Below are 17734 nucleotides of genomic sequence, written 5' to 3'. Positions count from 1 at the left end.
GCGCAAGGACAGCCAAGGAAACCCTTATGGGCGATCACATGGACGAACAGCAGATACAGCTCTACACCAGCGCCGACGGTGAGGTGCACCTGGAAGTAATCACCGAGGCCGAAACCCTGTGGCTGACCCAGGCGCAGATGGGCGAGCTGTTTGCCACCAGCACCGACAACGTCGGCCTGCACCTGAAAAATATCTACGCCGAGGGTGAGCTGCACGAGGGGGCAACTACCGAGGATTTCTCGGTAGTTCGCCAGGAGGGCAAACGCCGGGTGCGCCGCCAACTGCGGCACTACAACCTGGATGCGGTCATCTCCGTGGGCTACCGGGTCAGCTCCGCCCGCGCCACCCAGTTCCGTATCTGGGCCACCAATACCCTGCGCCAGCACCTGTTGCAGGGCTACACCCTGAACCGGCAGCGCCTGGAGCGCCGCGGCATCGAGTTTGAACAGGCAGTCAGTCTGCTGTCCCACACCCTCAGCAGCCAGCAACTGGTGAACCCGGCCGGGGAGGCGGTGCTCGGCGTGATCCACGAGTACGCCCGCAGCTGGAGCCTGCTGCAGGGCTACGACGAACAGAGCCTGGCGGAACAGAGCGACCGCCAGTCGCAGATGCGCCCGTTGCCACTGAGTGAGGCACTGGCAGCCATCGCCGAACTTAAACAAGAACTGATACACAAGGGCGAGGCCACCCCGCTCTTCGCGCAGCTGCGCGGCGACGGCCTGGCCTCGGCCCTGGCCACCATCGAACAGGGCTTTGGCGAGGAGTTGTTTTACCCCAATGTTGCCAGCCGCGCCGCCCATCTGCTCTACTTTGTGATCAAGAACCACCCGCTGGCGGACGGCAACAAGCGCACCGGCTCGTTTCTGTTCCTGTGGTATCTGCGCCGCAACCAGCACCTGCTGGCGCGACCGGTGGAGCGGATGATCAACGACAACACCCTGGTGGCGCTGGCGCTACTGGTAGCGGAGAGCCTGCCGGAACAGAAAGAACTGATGATCCGCCTGGTGGAGCACTTTGTATTGCTGAAAAAAGAGACCCCGCAAGAATAACCACAGCGGGCATTTGAGGCTGCGGAGGTAGCGGCAGCGCGAATTTGGGGGCCAAGTGGTAAAGAACTTTATCTCTGAAGACGATATCGAGCAGGCACTGCTACAGCAATTGCAGCACCTGTACGGTTTCGATGTGCTGGACTGCTATACCGCAAAGCCGGAAGACCTGAACGACGGCTCCGGGCGCAACGACAAGCGCGATGTCATTCTCACCGATCGCCTGCGCGAAGCCTGTCTCACCATCAACCCGCATATTCCCGCCGAGGTGATCGACACCCAGGTACTGCCGCGCATCGGCGACCGCCGCGCCGCCATGCACTCGCTGGCGGCGAACCGCGAGCTGGACGGTCTGATCCGCGGCGGCGTGCCGGTGGTCTATGAAGACACGGAGGGGGTAAAGCAACAGGAGCTGGTGCGGCTGATCGACTTCCACCGTCCCTCCCCCAAAGACGGCGCCAACCGGTTTCTCGCCGTTTCCCAGCTGTGGATCAAAGCCTCGGTGCAGGCCCCCAGAGCCGGCTACCGCCGTCCGGATGTGATCCTGTATGTGAATGGACTGCCGCTGGTGTTTGTGGAGCTGAAAAACTCCAATGTAAAACTGCGCTCGGCCTATGAAGACAACCTGAAGAACTACCTGCACGATATTCCCCAACTGTCCCACTGCAATGTGTTCTGCCTGCTATCCAACGGGCTGGAGACCCGGGTGGGCAGCTTTACCGCTGGCTGGGAGCATTTCTTCAGCTGGCTGCGGGTGACTGACGAAAAGGAAGCGGTGAACCGGGAAAAAATAAGCGCCGAGGGCATCAGCGTGGAGCGCGCGGTGCACGGCCTGCTGGCGCCGCACAAGCTGCTGGATTACCTGGAAAACTTTGTGCTGTTCCACAAGGAGAGCACCAAAATCATCGCCCAGAACCACCAGTTTATCGGCGTCAACCAGGCCTATGCGCGCTTCTTAAAGCGCGAAGAGCTGGACGGCAAGCTGGGGGTTTTCTGGCACACCCAGGGCTCGGGTAAGAGCTTCTCGATGATCTTTTACGTGCGCAAGATCTTCCGCAAGGTGCCGGGCAATTTCAGTTTTGTAGTGGTCACCGACCGCCAGGATCTGGACGGCCAGATCTACCGCAACTTCTTGAACACCGGCACCGTACGCGAGAGCGATGCCGCGCAGCCGGCGGATTCCGACGAGATGCGCCAGTTCCTGGGTCAGAACAAGAAGGTCGTGTTCACCCTGATCCAGAAATTCCGCTATGCCAAGGGCAAGCAGTATCCGCAGCTGTTCGACCCGCAAAAGGAGCGGCGCGAGGTGGTGGTGATCGTGGACGAGGCCCACCGCACCCAGTACAAGAGCCTGGCGGAGAATATGCGCGCGGGGCTGAAGGGCGCCCACTTTATCGCCTTTACCGGCACTCCACTGCTGGGCAAGGAGCGCAAGACCAACGCCTGGTTTGGCGGCTATGTGTCCGAGTACAACTTCCAGCAGGCCATGGAAGACGGCGCCACGGTGCCGCTGTTCTACGAAAAGCGCGTGCCGGAGATGCTGATTCAGAACGACGACCTCAGCGAGGAGTTCTACGAGCTGCTGGAGGACGAGAACCTGGACGATGCCCAACAGGAAAAACTGGAGAAGCGATTCGCCAAAGAGATGCAAGTGATCGTGCGCGACGACCGCCTGGAGACCATCGCCAGGGATATTGTCTATCACTTCCCCCGCCGCGGCTACCTGGGCAAGGCCATGGTGATCTCCCTGGACAAGTTCACCACGGTCAAGATGTACGACAAGGTGCAGGCCCACTGGAAGACGGAACTGAAACGCCTGCGCGGGCTGGTGAAGACCACGAGCAACGATATCGAGCGCGCCCGCTTCAAGAAAATCATCGCCTATATGAAGTCGGTGGAGATGGCGGTGGTGATCAGTGATCCGCTGGCGGACGAGGAAAAGTTCGAGCGCGCAGGGCTGGATATCTGCCCCCACGCCAAGCGTATCGATCAGCTGGATGCCCACGGCCACGATATCGAAACCAACTTCAAAGACCCGGAGCACCCGCTACAGCTGGTATTTGTGTGTGCCATGTGGCTCACCGGCTTCGACGCGCCCACGGTGTCGACCCTGTACCTCGACAAGCCGATGAAAGACCACACTCTGATGCAGACCATCGCCCGCGCCAACCGGGTGGCCAGCTATCGCATCCGCGGTTACAGCGGCGGGCTGATCGAGAAGAAAAACGGCGAGATCGTCGACTACTACAACGTCTTCCGCAATATGAAAAAGGCCCTGCGGGATTACGCCCAGGGTGAGGATGGCAGCGAGCCGCCGGTGCAGGAGAAATCCGAGCTGTTCCGCCTGCTGGACGACGCCATTGCCCAGACCAATGCCTGGTGCCGGGAGCAGGATATTCACTTGGCGGCCATTCTCGAAACCGACAACACCTTCCAGAATATTTCGCTGTTTGAACAATATGCCGACATTCTGCTGGGCAGTGATGCTCTGCGCAAAACCTTCTATGTCTACGACAATACCGTCTCGTCGCTGTATGAGGCGTGCAAGCCGGAGGTTCTCAGCCAGAAGCCCCGCCCGCTGATTGCCGTCATCCAGTACCTGCGCGGCGTGATTGATATGCATCTGGAACAGGTGGATATCGACCAGGTGACCGAGAAAATCTCGGAACTGCTGGATGAAAGCATGGTGGTGGAGAACGCCGACAAATTTCTGGTCAAGGAGCACCAGGCGGAATACCAGATCGTGCAAAAGGGGCGCACCTGGGACCTCAGCCGATTGAACTTCGACAAGCTGCGGGAGGAGTTTAAAGACGCCCAGTACAAGAATATTGAGATCGCCGAGCTGAAGGCATTTATCGAGGACAAGCTGCGCCAGATGATGCAGCAGAACCACACCCGCACGGACTTCGCCCTCAAGCTGCAGGAAATCGTCGACCGCTACAATGCCGGCGGCAGCTCCACCGAGAACTACTTCGAAGACCTGATGAAGTTCGCGGAGAGCATGCAACAAGAAGATGAACGCCACGTGCGCGAGGGGCTGAGCGAGGACGAACTGGAGCTGTTCGACCTGCTCAAGAAAGACAAGCTGACGAAGAAGGAAGAGCAGCGCGTCAAACTCGCCGCCAAGGACCTGATCGTCAGCCTGCTACAGGCGCACCCCAAGGTCCTGGTGCAGGACTGGTGGAAGGACGGCCAGACCCGGCAGCGGGTCAAGGCGGAGATCGAGAAAGTTCTGGATCAGGACCTGCCGGATAGCTATGGCCGTGTGGAATTCAAGGAAAAGTGCGACAAGGTATTCGATCTGGTGGTTGAATTTGCCGCTCATAAAATGAAATGGGCGGCCTGACACATTTCCCACTCGGTGATGTATACGATAAGTGTATTCGGGCAGCTCTTGCGTCGCGTCACCCGACCCAGGTTGCTATGCGCATTCGGACAAACCGGATCGGCTAAGGAGGCGTATACCAGCGCGTCATCGCGTCTCTGATGGCGGTTATTTACATTTGTCTTTTGCGTCTTTAACCGCAGCTTCTCCCTGCTGGCAAAGGCTCTTGCCTTGGCAGCGGCATCCCGTGGATCGGTTTCTCCGGCCACCGGCGTAAATTGTTTTTCTCGCTCTGAAAGCGGCTTGCTATTCGTCATCACCCGTTCCCTTCTCTGCTTTATCCATATCGCCCGAGACTAGGTCTTTAGGCTCTTTTTTGCTCAAGCCCTTCATCCTTTTCAGGTCTTTGGTTGCCTGTTGGCGAACTTCTTCAGTAGTCCATTTACGCTTTTCACGCTTGAACTTCCTGGCCGATTCCAGATCGGTGACTTTTTTAGCGCACATCAGTCAACCTCCGCATACAGGTAATCACCATTTTGGACATATTTATAGCCGAATGATTCGTAGTAGGTCCTAACCTGCTCATTCAAGGAGTGCATGATCCTGATCTGCCGAGCGTTGATCAGGCGGGCATAGATGCCGTACGCCAGTAACACGGTTTCAAAGATACCTTCCCGCTGCCCCAGATCAGCAGGGGCCGCCTCTACAACATCCAGTCGCATATGCTGGTTATGGTAGGTTGGGCGCCCCATGGACAAGCCAATCAATCGGTTGTGTTCCCAGATCGCCAGCTCGAATCGCTTTGGATATCGGAACCTGAAGATACGGTACCCTTCTTGCCAGTCCCAATCCACCTTGCGTGCGTTAGAAAGTGACCAGCGCCTGGACAAGTTCAAGGCCTCAACAGTAATCGCGCTCAGTTGAATATTATCAATATCTTGCGTACGTAAAGTTTCCACTGCGATCTGCAGTGCCTCACGCCTAAGCACATCGTACCGCTGCTCGGCATCCATGTGTGTTGCCAGCATCCTTGCCTCCTTGTCTTTCAATTGATTTGGTTAGCGTTACTTTCCCGTGTCTGGTAGTAGGCCTCCTCGCTGATGCGGTGGTACGGAATCACCTCGCGCTCGAATTCCTTGAACGCCCGGTAGACGCGCTCGAATTGCGGGTCCTCGGCCGCCGTTTCCTCCATGATCTGCGTATTGATTTCCTTGAGATAGGCCAACACCTCGTCCGGCAGGCGTCGTAGCTGTACACCGTGCTCTTCCACCAGTTCCTGCAAGGCGCGATTGTTGCGCGCGGTGTATTCGTCGAGCATATCCTGGTTGGCGTCGCGCGCTGCGCTGCGGACGATGGCCTGCAGGTCGTTGGGCAGTTTCTCGAAGGCGCTCTTGTTGACGATAAACTCGAGGATCGAGCCCGGCTCGTGCCAGCCCGGGTAGTAGTAGTAATCCGCAATCTGGTAAAAGCCGAAAGCCAGGTCGTTGAACGGGCCCACCCATTCGGTGGCATCGATGACACCGGTCTGCAGCGCGGTATAGAGTTCGCCGCCGGGGATGGTCACCGCGGTGCCGCCGGCGCGGTTCAGCACTTCGCCGCCGATGCCCGGCATGCGCATTTTCAGGCCCTTCAGGTCCTCGACGGAATTGATTTCCTTGTTGAACCAACCGGCCATCTGCACGCCGGTGGAACCGCCGGCCATGGGGATCAGGTCGAAGGGCGCATAGAGTTCCTGCCACAATTCCATACCGCCGCCGTAGTGCAGCCAGCCATTCATTTCCTGGGCATTCAGGCCGAAGGGCACGGCGGTGAAAAACTGCGCGGCCGGCACTTTGCCTTTCCAGTAATAGGCGGCGCCGTGGCCGATCTGTGCGGCCCCCTCGGAGACGGCACCGAATACACCCATGGCGGGTACCAGCTCGCCGGCACCGTAGACCCGAATTTTCAGGCGGCCGCCGGACATGGCCTCGACTTTCTCCGCAAAGCGCACCGGTGCGCTGCCCAGACCGGGGAAATTCTTCGGCCAGGTGGTGACGAGTTTCCACTCGAAAGTTTCCCGATTGCTGCCCTCGGCAAAGTGCTGGGCCGGCCCGCGGGAGGCCATGGAGACCACCAGCGCACCGAAGGTGATGACCAGCAGGGCGAGCAGGCCGAGGATGACGGCGGGGTACCAGTTGGTTGTTCTTTTCATCTAAGCCATCTGTTGTCTTTCAATATATCGTGGAGTACTTCACTGGTTCAGTATGCTCATTGCGGCTTGTAAGTTGCCAGTTCAAGTTGCAACTTCACGTATTCATAGAGCTCCGCCACATATCCGAATTTTAGTGCCACTAAAAATCCAATGCTGCAGAAGATCATCAAGGGCACTAGCACTGTGCTGAGTCGGCTCAAAGGCGCGACCTCCAGATAGGCCACCTGCCCAGTCCTAGGATGGACTCTTGCATTTACCAGATCACCAACCCGATATTTCTTCGTCAAGTCCCATTCGTAATTCAGATCCGGAAACAGGTCATGCCCGCGCAGTGCAGGAGTTTCCGATCTGTACGATTTGCCGCAAAACTCGTACTCAAATGCGATCACTGCTTCGATCACTCTTCGCCCCTCCACATCCAGCTGATTCAGCAGGCGCGAATGGATTATTTTTGCAGCAACGGTCGGCCAACTTTGAAAGTTTTTCCTGAACTTCAGATAAATGATTGTCTGCAGGAAACCGGCAGCCATTAAGAATAGTGGGATTAGTATCGAGAATAACTTGAAAAGCATCGTTTATTTTGACTATCAATGGCAGGCTTGGCGTCCGCAAGCGGAGCTGGAGCTCCGCGCACCCAGGTCCCGAGTCCCGAGTCCCGAGTCCCGAGTCCCGAGTCCCGAGTCCCGAGTCCCGAGTCCCGACGACATTAAAGCGGCTGCAGTTTGGCCATGGCAACGACCAGCCACTTGCTGCCGGCATCGTCGAAGTTGACCTGCACACGGGTGCGGGGGCCGTTGCCCTCGAACTGCACCACGGTGCCCTCGCCAAATTTTTTGTGTTCGACGCGGCCGCCCAAAGCCAGCGGCGGCAGGTCGTCGAAATCCGGCGGCGGATCCGAAAGGTCGCCGACTTTTCCCCATTTGTTTTCTGCAAAACCGGGTTTAAACAGCGGCCGCGAGATCTCGGTTTTCAGCCGCACCTCGTGTACCAGCTGCGCCGGTATCTCGCTGACAAAGCGCGACGGTGTATTGAAATTCTCGGTGCCGAACAGGCGGCGACTCTCGGCGTAGGTGATGTACAATTTCTGCATCGCGCGGGTAATGCCCACGTAGCAGAGGCGGCGCTCCTCCTCCATGCGGCCGGGTTCCTGCGCCGACATCTTGTGCGGGAACAGGTTTTCCTCCACGCCGGCCATAAATACCAGCGGGAACTCCAGCCCCTTGGCGGAGTGCAGGGTCATCAGCTGCACCGCGTCCTCGAACTCGTCCGCCTGACCCTCGCCGGCATCCAGCGCGGCGCTGTCGAGGAACTGGTCCAGCAGCGGCCGCTCCTCTTCATTCTGCTCGTCTTCCGGCAGCACGGCGCCGTCGAAGCCGCGGCAGGCGGTCACCAGTTCCTGCAGGTTTTCCACCCGCGTCTGGCCCTTCTCGCCCTTTTCCTTGCCGTGGAAATCCAGCAGGCCGCTGGTCTCGATCACATCCTCGGCGATCGCATCCAGCTCTCTGTCTTCGGCATTCGCGGCCAGGTGATTGACCAGGTCGAGGAAACTCTGCAGCGCGTTGCCGGCGCGGGCGGCCAGCACCCGCTGCTGCTGCATCTGTTTGGCCGCCTGCCACAGGGAGCAGCCGTGCTCGCGGGCGAAGCTGCGCACGGTCTCCACGGTGCGCGCGCCGATACCGCGGGTGGGTGTGTTCACGACCCGCTCGAAGGCGGTGTCGTCGTCGCGGTTGGCGATCAGGCGCATATAGGACAGCGCGTTCTTGATCTCCATGCGCTCATAGAAACGCTGGCCGCCGTAGATGCGGTAGGGCACCTGTTCGCGCAGCAGCGCCTCCTCGAGGACTCGCGACTGGGCGTTGGAACGGTACAGGATAGCGACGCTGTCGCGGCGGTTGCCGTCGCGCACCCACTCCTGGATGCGCTCGACGATAAAACGCGCCTCGTCCTGCTCGTTGTAGGCGGAATAGAGCGCGATCGGCTCGCCTTCCTCGCCCCGGGTCCACAGCTCCTTGCCCAGGCGGCCGCTGTTGTGGGCAATCACCGCGTTGGCGGCATCCAGGATGGTGGCGGTGGAGCGGTAGTTCTGCTCCAGGCGCACCGTCTGCACTCCGGGCATATCGCGCTCGAAGTGCTGGATATTCTCGATCTTCGCACCGCGCCAGCCATAGATGGACTGGTCGTCGTCGCCGACGGCGGTGATGCGGCTCTGGTCGCCGGCCAGCAGCCGCAGCCAGGCGTACTGGATGGTGTTGGTGTCTTGGAACTCGTCCACCAGGATATAGGGGAAGCGGCGGCGATAGTGGGCCAGTATGGCGTCGTTGTCCCGCAGCAGCTCGTGGGCGCGCAGCAGCAGCTCGCCGAAATCGACCAGGCCGCCGCGCTGGCAGGCCTCCTCGTAGGCGAAATAGATACGCACCATGGTCTGCAGCCACAGGTCGGCGCCGGCCTGGATATACTGTGGCCGCAGGCCCTCGTCTTTCTGGCCACCGATCCACCACTGGGTCTCCCGCGGCGGCCACTTTTTCTCATCCAAGCCCAGGTCGTTCTGCACCCGCTTGATCAGGCGCAGCTGGTCGTCGCTGTCCAGGATCTGGAAATTCTGCGGCAGCCTGGCTTCCTGCCAGTGCGCCTTCAGCAGCCGGTGCGCGAGGCCGTGAAAGGTGCCCACCCACATGCCGAAGGTGTTCACCCCCAGCAGTTCCTCGATGCGCGCGCGCATCTCGCGGGCGGCCTTGTTGGTGAAGGTCACTGCCATGATGGAGTAGGGCGAGGCCCCTTCCACCTGCATCAGCCAGGCGATACGGTGCACCAGTACACGGGTCTTGCCGGAACCGGCGCCGGCCAGTACCAGTTGGTTGCCCGGCGGCGCGGCCACGGCCTCGCGCTGGGCGTCGTTGAGGGGGTCTAGAATCTGAGAAACGTCCATGGGTGGCGATTGTACCAGAGCTGGCGGGCGTTACCTGTGTAAATAAACAGGTTTTGGGACTCGGGACTCGGGACTCGGGACTCGGGACTCGGGACTCGGGACTCGGGACTCGGGACTCGGGACTCGGGACTCGGGACTCGGGACTCGGGACTCTCAGGCAGGGTGCGCCGTGCGCACCGTCCCGATCAAGCTCAAAAAGAACATCCAAGCCAGATGCAAAGGCCCTACTGGCGGGGGTTGTTTGTGAAACGATTGCCGATGAGGCTGTTGAGCAAACAACCCCCGGCAGCAGGGCCGACCCGTCATCCGCTTACGGGGTTCCTAGGCCGCATCCCCCGGATCGGCGCTCGCCAGCACACGGCCTAGCGGCTAAACTGCGTTTCCGGAACAGAGTAAGGAAGTCCCGTGAAACCGGCGGAAGTCACGCAGAAAATCAGCGAACAGCTGTCCTCCATGCGCAAATCGGAGCGCAAGGTGGCCGAGTATATCCTCGCCAACCCGGATGAGATCATCCATATGCGCATCGTCGACCTGGCCACCGAGGCCCAGGTCAGCGAGCCGACGGTGGTGCGCTTCTGCCGCGCGGTGGGCTGCTCCGGCTTCCAGGAGTTCAAGCTGAACCTGGCCCAGCAGCTGGCGTCGAGCCCCAGTTTCGGCCAGATCGCCGTGACCGAGACCGACACCATCGCCGAGTACAAGCGCAAGGTGTTCGACTCCACGGTCGATACCCTGCTGAATGTGCGCGACAAGATCGACGCGCGCGCGCTGGAGGCGGCCGTGACCGCCATGGCCGCCGCCCGGCGGGTCGAGTTCTTCGGTTTCGGCGCCTCCGGGGCCGTGGCCATCGACGCCCAGCACAAATTCTTCCGCCTGCAGCTGGCCGCCGCCGCCCACTCCGACCACCATATGCAGAATATGTCCGCCATGTCGATGGAGCCCGGCGATGTCGTGGTGGCCATCTCCCAGAGCGGCCGCACCAAGGCGTTGCTGCGCTCCATGGGTATGGCGCGCGAACAGGGCGCCACCGTAATCGGCCTGGCGCCCAGTGGCTCGCCGGTGGCCCGGCAGGCCAATATCCCGCTGGAAGTGGACGTGGAAGAGGATATCGAGGTCTACACGCCGCTGTCCTCGCGCATCGCCCACCTGGTGGTGATCGACGTGCTCGCCATCGGCGTGGCCCAGCGCAAGGGCCCGCAGTTGCAGGAACACCTGCTGAAACTCAAGCAGGGGCTCTACACGCTGCGCGAAGACAAACACTGACGTCATTATCTTTTAACGCCACTGGTATATCCTGCGGCGCGTCGCTACCATTGCGCGCCCGCGATACCGGGCCCAGCCATTACAGTCGCCCGATCGCCCCCTCTCTCCCGGCGTTTTGCCGCGCTGTACCAGAGCCCGATTTATGAACCCTTTGTCCATTCCCGCCGACAAGACACCGCCGCGCTGGCTGGCCGTGTGGCTGGCGGCACTGGTGGCGCTGACCCCGTTTTCCATCGACAGCTACCTGCCCGCCATTCCGGCCATGGCCGACGCGCTGGATACCGCCGTGGCGCGGGTACAGCACTCGGTATCCAGCTTCCTGCTCGGCTTCGCCGCCGGCCAGCTGCTCGGCGGACCACTTTCCGATCGCTGGGGGCGGCGCACCGTGGGCACCATCGGCCTCGGGATCTATATCGCCTCGTCGACGCTGGTGCTGTTCGCCACCCATGTGGATCACCTGATCGCGCTGCGCTTCCTGCAGGCGGTTGGCGGCGGTTTCGCCACAGTGATCTGCGCGGCGATCGTGCGCGACCTGTACAGCGGGCGGCAGGCCGCCGGAATCATTTCCCTGATCAGCACCATGATGCTGGTGGCACCGCTGATCGCACCGGTGATCGGCTCGCTGCTGCTGGCCGCCGGCGGCTGGCAGAGCATCTTTATTTTCCTGCTGGCCTACGCCGCGGCAATGCTGTTGCTGGTGCGGATGCTGCTGCCGGAAACGGTGTCGCGCTTCTCCCGCGCCCGGCGCCAGCGGGGCCCCAAGCGCGACCTGGTACGCAACTACCGGCTGGTGCTGGGCAGCCGCCGCGCGCTGGGCTTTCTCGGCGCCCAGGCCTGTGTCAGCGGCGCCATGTTTATCTATATCACCACCGCGCCCTTCGTGTACATGGAGTATTTCCGGGTGCCGGCGGAACAGTTTCCGCTGTTTTTCGGCACCTGTGTGCTGGGCCTGATCGGCATGGTGCAGGTCAATATCCGCCTGCTGAAGGTCTTTGAGCCGCGCAGTATCCTGCTGGCCGGCATCGGCCTGCAGCTGTTTGGCTGCAGCCTGTTGCTGATGGGCACCCTGACCGGGGTGAAGGAGATCTGGCTGTGGATGGGGCCGCTGGTGCTGGTGGTCGCGTGCATCGGTATCACCGGCCCCAATGCCACGGCCTGCTTCCTGGAATTCTTTCCGCGCGTCAGCGGCAGTGCCAATGCACTCTACGGCGCCACGCTGTTTATCACCGGGGGACTGCTGGGCGGTCTCGTCAACGGGTTGCACACCGGTACCCTGGTGCCAATCGCGGCCTCAATGCTCGGCTGTGCGACCACCGCGCTGCTGTCGGCGCTGTTTATTGCCCGCGCGCGGGAGCCGATCGCGGTGGAGCCGGCGCCGGCCCGCCGGCGCCAGGCTCCGGCCTGAGTCACTGCAGCCCCTCCTCGCGCAGCGCCCGCTGCACCCCCGGGCGCGCCTCCATACGCTTGCGAAAAGCCTCCAGTTTCGGCCAGCGGTCGGTGGGAATATTCTGTTTTTCCAGCCAGCTGAAGACGGTGTAGAGGTAGGCGTCGGCGACACTGAAGCCGTCACCGAGCAGGTAGTCGTGCCCGAATTGCGCCTCGATAAAATCGAAGCGCCTGCCGACGATTTTCCTCGCCCGCGCCTTCTCCTCATCGGCACCGTTCCAGAACAGCGGCACGAACGCCTTGTGCACCTCGGTGGAGATGTAGTTCAACCACTCCAGCAGCCGGTAGTGGGCCAGGGTGCCATACTCCGGGGCCAGCTCCCGCTCCGGTTTCTGCTCGGCGAGAAACTGCACGACGGCCGGGCCCTCGGTCAGCAGTTCGCCGCCTTCCAGCTGCAACACCGGTACATAGCCCTTGGGATTGATCTCGGTAAAGTCGGCACCGCTCTCGGTCCTGTGCTCGCCGAGATCGACCTTGACCAGCTCCAGGTCGATGCCGGCCTCACAGGCGACAATATGCGGGGACAGGGAACAGGCGCCGGGGGAATAGTAGAGTTTCATTGACGGCCTCTCAGACGGGGTTCGCGACTCCCGGAAGTATAGGCCTACTCACCGATAATCTTGACCAGCACCCGCTTGCGCCGACGGCCGTCGAATTCACCGTAGAAGATCTGCTCCCAGGGGCCGAAGTCCAGCCGGCCATCGGTCACCGCCACCACCACCTCGCGCCCGAACAACTGCCGCTTGAGGTGGGCGTCCGCATTGTCCTCGCCGGTATCGTTGTGGCGGTACTGCCCGATCGGACCGTAGGGCACCAGATCGTCGAGAAAGCGCTCGAAGTCGCGGTGCAGGCCCGGCTCGTCGTCGTTGACAAATACCGAGGCGGAAATATGCATGGCGTTTACCAGGCACAACCCCTCGCGGATACCGCTCTGGTCCAGCGCGGCCGCCACCTGTGGCGTGATATTGATAAATTCCGTGCGTTTTTTTGTATCGAACCACAGTTCGCGGCGGAAACTGTTCAATTTATCTTCCTCCCGATTGCAATATGCTGGCGTTGCATTTGAACCAAGCAACTGTCGCAAGGGAGGATGACATGCTGTGCAAATCCGGCAACATCTGGCTGCTTGCCGCTTTCCTGTCTTTCAGCGCCGCGGCAGAACAACCGACACAGGCAACGCCCGCCCCGGACAGTGCCGCTGATGGGGCGGACACGCAGCGCAAACTGTTCGAGGCGCAGCTGCGGTTGGAGGAAAAAGTGATCGCGGCGATCGAGGATTCCAGCGATGCCGCGCGCGCCTTCGGGCAACTGCTGACGGCCGGCGACCGCCGGCGCCTGCAGTCGGGCTGCTCATCCCTGGCCCGCAACCCGGACAACACCCGCGCCCGACACCTGCTGCAGGACTATATCGAGCGCCACCGCGACCAGCGGCCGCAGGTGATCACACGCTATTGTTTCGGGCCCAGCCTGCGCCAGCTACAGCAGGAAGTCCGCGCCACCCGGCGCGCGCTGCAGCAGCGCCCGGCGACGGCCGCCAATGACAGCGGCTTCGATTTCCGCCTGCAGCGGCTGCAGCAGGCGGCCGGGGGCGAGCAGCGACGCTACGCGGCGATCCGCAAGTTGATGCTTGCAGGCAACTAGTGCGCTGTGCGGGAAGTTCGCGAGCTTCCCGCACAGCACACTTGCCGTCAGCCGCGCCCGTGCGGCGCGGAATAATCCAGTTCCGGCCCCCTCGGCACTATGCCCGTCGGGTTGATGGTGTCGTGGCTGGCGTAGTAATGGGTCTTGATATGGTGGAAATCCACGGTTTCCGCCACCCCCGGCCACTGGTACAGCTCGCGGGTATAGCCCCACAGGTTCGGGTAGTCCGCCAGCCGCTGTTTGTTGCACTTGAAGTGGCCGTGGTAGACGGCGTCGAAACGGATCAGCGTCGTGAACAGGCGCCAGTCCGCCTCGGTGACGCGGTCCCCGGTCAGGTAACGGTTGTGGGCCAGGCGCTGCTCCAGTTGCCCGAGGGTGCCGAACAGCCGTTCGTAGGCGTGTTCGTAGGCGTCCTGGCGCGTCGCAAAGCCGGCGCGATAGACGCCGTTGTTGATATTGTCGTAGACGATTTCATTGGTCGCTTCGATATCGCCGCGCAGTGCCTGCGGGTAGTAATCGTCGTCGTTGCCGGTCAGGCCGTTGAAGGCGCTGTTGAACATGCGGATGATTTCCGCCGACTCGTTGCTGACCACGCCGTTGCGCTGCTTGTCCCACAGCAGCGGCACGGTGACGCGACCGCTGTAGTCGCTGCGGTTGCGGGTATAGAGCTGGTGCAGGTAGCTGGCGCCGTAGAGCGGATCGCCGCTGCTGCCCTCGTCTTCGTTGAACGTCCAGCCGTGCTCGCGCATGTAGGGGCTCACGACAGAGACACCGATGTAGTCCTCGAGTCCCTTGAGCTTGCGGAAGATCAGCGTGCGGTGCGCCCAGGGGCAGGCGAGGGACACATACAGGTGGTAGCGACCCTTCTCCGCCGCGAAGCCGCCCTCACCGCTGGGGCCGGCACTGCCGTCGGCGGTGATCCAGTTGCGCAGCTGCGCCTGCTCGCGGACGAACTCGCCCTCGCTTTTTTCCGTGTCGTACCAGCGGTCCTGCCACTGGCCGTCGACCAGTAAACCCATGGGGCCTCCAAGAAACGTTTATTGAAATGGGAAGCAGCGCGGGCGGAGGCCCGCGCCGGCGATCGATGCGTCGATCAGTGCTTGCGTCGCAACAGATGGTCCAGGCTGATACGGCCGGCACCCGCGCAGGTCAGGATCAGGAAGCCGCCGGCGATGCTGACGTTCTTCATGAAGTTGATCATCTGGCCCTGGTCGTCCGGCTGGTAGTGGAACAGGAGGGCCGTCAGCAGGCTGAACAGGGCCAGGCCCAGCGCCGCCCAGCGGGTCAGGAACCCGAACAGCACCGCCAGGCCGCCGCCCAGTTCCACCAGGATCACCAGCGGCAGCAGCATGCCGGGCACGCCCATGGATTCCATATAGCCCTGGGTGCTCTCATAGCCACCGATCTTGTTCCAGCCGGCCTGGATGAAGATGGCCGCTATCAACAAACGACCGAGCAGTTTGGTGAGATCGCAGAAGATACCGTTTGTCATCGCTGAACCCTCGGTTGGGAAATCGCCGAATCAGTCCGACATTGATAGCGAAACTCCCCCCAGTGTAGTGCCGGGAATAACAGAGAAAACCGCAAAAATTCGCCGGAAACATTCGATTATTTGAAATCGTGCCGGCATAGGGCGCGTCGCGGGCTATTCAAACGGGCCCAGGCAGTCCCGCAGGACGCCGACCAGGAAGTTGGCCGCCGGGCCACAGCGATCGGCATCGGCATAGACCAGATAGACGGTGACGTCCCGCTCCCAGGGTTCCGCGGTGGGCAGCGGCAGCAGCCGGTCGGCGGACAGGGGTTCGCGGATCCGGGTCTCCGGCAGCCAGGCAAACCCCAGGCCGCGCTCGATCAGCTCCACCGAAGTCTGTACGTTGGTGACGGTGATGCGCTGGTCGGAGCCGAGCCAGCCGGCGTCCTGGCGATTCTTCAGCGCCGAATCCCGCACCACTATCTGCCGGCAGGTCTTCAGGTCCTCGCGCGCCACCGGCCGGCCGAGGTGGTGCAGCGGGTGCCGCGGGTGGGCCACCGGCACAAAGCGCACGCGCGCGAGCGGTTCGCCGACAAAGCCCTGGGGCACCTGCGCCGTGAGGATGAAATCCGCCTGCTGCTGTTGCAGCAGTTCCTCGGCGCCGGACAGCACCGTCTCGCGCAGCTCCAGGCGGGTATGGGGAAATTCGTCGGCAAAGCGCTCGATGGCGTTGAACAGGCACTCGTAGTCGAACAGCACATCCACCGCCAGGGTCAGCACCGGTTCCTCGCCGCTTGCGAGGCTGGCGGCGATCGATTCCAGCGACTCCGCCTCGTCCAGCAGCCCCCCGGCGCGGGCCAGCAGGATCTGCCCGGCATCGGTCAGCTCGGCCTTGCGCCCGCGCACCTCCAGCAGCGCCACGCCGAGGCTCTCCTGCAACTTGTGCACCGCGTGGTTGATGGAGGACTGGCTCTTGTGCACCGCCTGGGCCGCCTGGGAAAAGCCGCCGTGCTCCACCACCGACTGAAACATCCGCCACTGCTCCAGGGTTACCTTGGCCATTCGCACTCCTCGATATTGTTGTGATTGGTCTGCACCGCGCGAAAGATATATAGCGCAACCGGTCTATGAATTCGAATAAAGCTGGCAATTTTTTGCCATTTTTTATCGAAATCATCGGCTTATACTGCGAGCAAGATCACGAATGGAGGTGTCCATGCACAAGCTTGAACTGCGTCCCGGCGCCCGCCCCATGGTCCGCGGCGTCGCCAGCACGGCTTCCGCCGACGGCGCCGGCGTCAAGATCCAGCGCGTGGCCGGTTTCCAGAGCCCGGACTTCAGCCCCTTCCTGATGCTGGACGAAATCCGCTCGGAGAATGCCGACGACTATATCGCCGGCTTTCCGCCGCACCCACACCGGGGTATCGAGACGCTGACCTATATGCTGAACGGTGAATTCGAGCACCGCGACCACCTGGGCAACCGCGGCGCCGTCTCTTCCGGCGGTGCCCAGTGGATGCGCGCCGGGCGCGGCATCGTGCACTCGGAAATGCCGGCACAGGCCGAAGACGGCCGCGGCGGCGGTATGCACGGCTTCCAGCTGTGGATCAATATGGCCGCCGCGGACAAGATGTCCGACCCCACCTGGCGCGATATCCAGGCGGCGGAGATGCCGGAACTGGCGCTGGACGATCGCGGCTCACTGGTCCGGCTGATCGCCGGGCGCTGGCAGTTCGACGGCGCGGAGCGGAGCGCACCGCTGACCGAGGCGGCCGCCGACGCGGCGGTGGCGGATATCCGCCTGGCGGAAAACGCGGAGCTGGAACTGCCGCTGCCGGCGGACCACACCGCGCTGGTGTTTGTCTACCGCGGCGCCCTCGAAACCGAGCGCGGCACCATCAACCGCGGCAATCTGCTGCGGTACGGCGACGGCGAGTTCCTGCAGTTGCGCGCCGGCGACGATGGCGCCGGGCTGCTGTGCCTGCACGGCGCGCCGCTGGGCGAGCCGGTGGTGCACTACGGGCCCTTCGTCATGAACAGCCGCGAGGAGATCGAACAGGCACTGAGGGATTACCAGGCGGGCACACTGACGGACAGATAGGAGTTGCGGGAGTGTCCGGGCTCTCCCGCTCTCCGTCTTCAGGACTACGCCGACAACCGCGATTCCGCGGCGAATTGGAACAGTATCATCCACTACCCAACGAATTATCCAACCGGAAGGTGGGCCCGGCCGGCCCGTCTTGTCAGGCGCCACCGAATCGTTACAATGCGCACCACAACCCCGAGGGAGCCGGCCTGATGTGCCTTCATGGGCGGCCCCTGCGCGAACCCGTTGCCCAATACGGGCCCCTTCTTCCCGACAATCGAGCAGGCTCTGCGCGACTACAATAACGGCACACCAACCGACTGATAGTCCTGAATTTTCCCG

General features: G+C 61.9%; 17 protein-coding genes. 6 read left to right on the top strand and 11 right to left on the bottom strand.

Annotated elements, in window-relative coordinates; genetic code table 11:
- Nucleotides 1-26: 26 nt before the first annotated feature.
- Nucleotides 27-1049 (top strand): virulence RhuM family protein/type II toxin-antitoxin system death-on-curing family toxin, encoded by a 1023-nt coding sequence (locus MWN76_RS11960; RefSeq protein ID WP_250461656.1) that lies wholly within the window; start codon nucleotides 27-29, stop codon nucleotides 1047-1049.
- A 55-nt stretch (nucleotides 1050-1104) separates the two neighbouring features.
- Complete coding sequence (locus tag MWN76_RS11955; RefSeq protein ID WP_250461655.1) at nucleotides 1105-4392, top strand: type I restriction endonuclease subunit R; 3288 nt, start codon at nucleotides 1105-1107, stop codon at nucleotides 4390-4392.
- Here the strand turns inward: MWN76_RS11955 and MWN76_RS11950 are convergent.
- The 6 genes from MWN76_RS11950 to uvrD form a co-directional block, all read right to left on the bottom strand.
- The gene (locus tag MWN76_RS11950; protein ID WP_250461654.1) at nucleotides 4368-4688 is read right to left on the bottom strand and encodes a hypothetical protein; all 321 of its coding nucleotides are present in this window, start codon (nucleotides 4686-4688) and stop codon (nucleotides 4368-4370) included. The genes MWN76_RS11955 and MWN76_RS11950 overlap by 25 nt on opposite strands.
- Nucleotides 4678-4875, bottom strand: a complete 198-nt coding sequence (locus MWN76_RS11945) for a hypothetical protein (protein ID WP_250461653.1) — start codon at nucleotides 4873-4875, stop codon at nucleotides 4678-4680. Before MWN76_RS11945 ends, MWN76_RS11950 begins: the two co-directional genes overlap by 11 nt.
- Nucleotides 4875-5399, bottom strand: coding sequence for a hypothetical protein (locus tag MWN76_RS11940; RefSeq protein ID WP_250461652.1), 525 nt, complete (start codon nucleotides 5397-5399; stop codon nucleotides 4875-4877). Before MWN76_RS11940 ends, MWN76_RS11945 begins: the two co-directional genes overlap by 1 nt.
- 17 nt (nucleotides 5400-5416) lie before the next feature.
- A complete protein-coding gene (locus MWN76_RS11935; protein WP_250461651.1) occupies nucleotides 5417-6562 on the bottom strand; it encodes a TRAP transporter substrate-binding protein in 1146 nt (381 codons plus the stop codon).
- A gap of 56 nt (nucleotides 6563-6618) precedes the next feature.
- Entirely contained in the window at nucleotides 6619-7092 is a 474-nt protein-coding gene (locus tag MWN76_RS11930) for a DUF3592 domain-containing protein (RefSeq protein WP_250461650.1), read from the bottom strand.
- Between the two features lie 176 nt (nucleotides 7093-7268).
- A complete protein-coding gene (gene uvrD / locus MWN76_RS11925; RefSeq protein WP_250461649.1) occupies nucleotides 7269-9488 on the bottom strand; it encodes a DNA helicase II in 2220 nt (739 codons plus the stop codon).
- A gap of 405 nt (nucleotides 9489-9893) precedes the next feature.
- Between uvrD and hexR the strand changes: the two genes are divergently transcribed.
- Both hexR and MWN76_RS11915 read left to right on the top strand, forming a co-directional pair.
- Nucleotides 9894-10748, top strand: a complete 855-nt coding sequence (gene hexR / locus MWN76_RS11920) for a transcriptional regulator HexR (RefSeq protein WP_250461648.1) — start codon at nucleotides 9894-9896, stop codon at nucleotides 10746-10748.
- A 142-nt stretch (nucleotides 10749-10890) separates the two neighbouring features.
- A complete protein-coding gene (locus tag MWN76_RS11915) occupies nucleotides 10891-12153 on the top strand; it encodes a multidrug effflux MFS transporter (protein WP_250461647.1) in 1263 nt (420 codons plus the stop codon).
- Between the two features lies 1 nt (nucleotide 12154).
- Here the strand turns inward: MWN76_RS11915 and gstA are convergent, their stop codons facing one another.
- Together gstA and MWN76_RS11905 are read right to left on the bottom strand one after the other, a co-directional pair.
- The gene (gstA, locus tag MWN76_RS11910; RefSeq protein WP_250461646.1) at nucleotides 12155-12754 is read right to left on the bottom strand and encodes a glutathione transferase GstA; all 600 of its coding nucleotides are present in this window, start codon (nucleotides 12752-12754) and stop codon (nucleotides 12155-12157) included.
- 44 nt (nucleotides 12755-12798) lie between these two features.
- Nucleotides 12799-13218: a secondary thiamine-phosphate synthase enzyme YjbQ gene (locus MWN76_RS11905; RefSeq protein WP_250461645.1), complete on the bottom strand. Its 420-nt coding sequence runs from the start codon at nucleotides 13216-13218 to the stop codon at nucleotides 12799-12801.
- Nucleotides 13219-13289: 71 nt separating this feature from the next.
- Here MWN76_RS11905 and MWN76_RS11900 point away from each other — a divergent pair, with 71 nt between their 5' ends.
- Entirely contained in the window at nucleotides 13290-13835 is a 546-nt protein-coding gene (locus MWN76_RS11900) for a hypothetical protein (RefSeq protein ID WP_250461644.1), read from the top strand.
- 47 nt (nucleotides 13836-13882) lie between these two features.
- Here MWN76_RS11900 and MWN76_RS11895 read toward each other — a convergent pair whose 3' ends face one another.
- The 3 genes from MWN76_RS11895 to MWN76_RS11885 all read right to left on the bottom strand — a co-directional run bounded on the left by MWN76_RS11895 (nucleotide 13883) and on the right by MWN76_RS11885 (nucleotide 16368).
- The gene (locus tag MWN76_RS11895) at nucleotides 13883-14854 is read right to left on the bottom strand and encodes a glutathione S-transferase family protein (protein WP_250461643.1); all 972 of its coding nucleotides are present in this window, start codon (nucleotides 14852-14854) and stop codon (nucleotides 13883-13885) included.
- A gap of 74 nt (nucleotides 14855-14928) precedes the next feature.
- Nucleotides 14929-15327 carry a DoxX family protein gene (locus tag MWN76_RS11890; RefSeq protein WP_250461642.1) on the bottom strand — a complete coding sequence of 133 codons (399 nt, stop codon included), beginning with the start codon at nucleotides 15325-15327 and terminating at the stop codon, nucleotides 14929-14931.
- Nucleotides 15328-15480: 153 nt separating this feature from the next.
- On the bottom strand, nucleotides 15481-16368 hold the full coding sequence (locus MWN76_RS11885) for a LysR family transcriptional regulator (RefSeq protein ID WP_250461641.1): 888 nt from the start codon (nucleotides 16366-16368) through the stop codon (nucleotides 15481-15483).
- Nucleotides 16369-16522: 154 nt separating this feature from the next.
- Between MWN76_RS11885 and MWN76_RS11880 the strand changes: the two genes are divergently transcribed.
- Nucleotides 16523-17407 (top strand): pirin family protein, encoded by an 885-nt coding sequence (locus MWN76_RS11880; protein ID WP_250461640.1) that lies wholly within the window; start codon nucleotides 16523-16525, stop codon nucleotides 17405-17407.
- Nucleotides 17408-17734: the final 327 nt, after the last annotated feature.

Origin of the sequence: Microbulbifer litoralis (assembly GCF_023634065.1) — a bacterium.
GTDB lineage: Bacteria > Pseudomonadota > Gammaproteobacteria > Pseudomonadales > Cellvibrionaceae > Microbulbifer > Microbulbifer litoralis.
Note: the sequence above shows the minus strand (reverse complement) of the source record. Positions and strands in the feature narration are given on the sequence as shown.

Excerpts from the sequence above, each read along its gene's own strand:
- MWN76_RS11960 (WP_250461656.1), top strand. The coding sequence starts at position 27 with ATGGGCGATCACATGGACGAACAGCAGATACAGCTCTACACCAGCGCC.
- MWN76_RS11950 (WP_250461654.1), bottom strand. The coding sequence starts at position 4,688 with ATGACGAATAGCAAGCCGCTTTCAGAGCGAGAAAAACAATTTACGCCG.
- MWN76_RS11945 (WP_250461653.1), bottom strand. The coding sequence starts at position 4,875 with ATGTGCGCTAAAAAAGTCACCGATCTGGAATCGGCCAGGAAGTTCAAG.
- MWN76_RS11940 (WP_250461652.1), bottom strand. The coding sequence starts at position 5,399 with ATGCTGGCAACACACATGGATGCCGAGCAGCGGTACGATGTGCTTAGG.
- MWN76_RS11935 (WP_250461651.1), bottom strand. The coding sequence starts at position 6,562 with ATGAAAAGAACAACCAACTGGTACCCCGCCGTCATCCTCGGCCTGCTC.
- MWN76_RS11930 (WP_250461650.1), bottom strand. The coding sequence starts at position 7,092 with ATGGCTGCCGGTTTCCTGCAGACAATCATTTATCTGAAGTTCAGGAAA.
- uvrD (WP_250461649.1), bottom strand. The coding sequence starts at position 9,488 with ATGGACGTTTCTCAGATTCTAGACCCCCTCAACGACGCCCAGCGCGAG.
- MWN76_RS11915 (WP_250461647.1), top strand. The coding sequence starts at position 10,891 with ATGAACCCTTTGTCCATTCCCGCCGACAAGACACCGCCGCGCTGGCTG.
- gstA (WP_250461646.1), bottom strand. The coding sequence starts at position 12,754 with ATGAAACTCTACTATTCCCCCGGCGCCTGTTCCCTGTCCCCGCATATT.
- MWN76_RS11900 (WP_250461644.1), top strand. The coding sequence starts at position 13,290 with ATGCTGTGCAAATCCGGCAACATCTGGCTGCTTGCCGCTTTCCTGTCT.
- MWN76_RS11895 (WP_250461643.1), bottom strand. The coding sequence starts at position 14,854 with ATGGGTTTACTGGTCGACGGCCAGTGGCAGGACCGCTGGTACGACACG.
- MWN76_RS11890 (WP_250461642.1), bottom strand. The coding sequence starts at position 15,327 with ATGACAAACGGTATCTTCTGCGATCTCACCAAACTGCTCGGTCGTTTG.
- MWN76_RS11885 (WP_250461641.1), bottom strand. The coding sequence starts at position 16,368 with ATGGCCAAGGTAACCCTGGAGCAGTGGCGGATGTTTCAGTCGGTGGTG.
- MWN76_RS11880 (WP_250461640.1), top strand. The coding sequence starts at position 16,523 with ATGCACAAGCTTGAACTGCGTCCCGGCGCCCGCCCCATGGTCCGCGGC.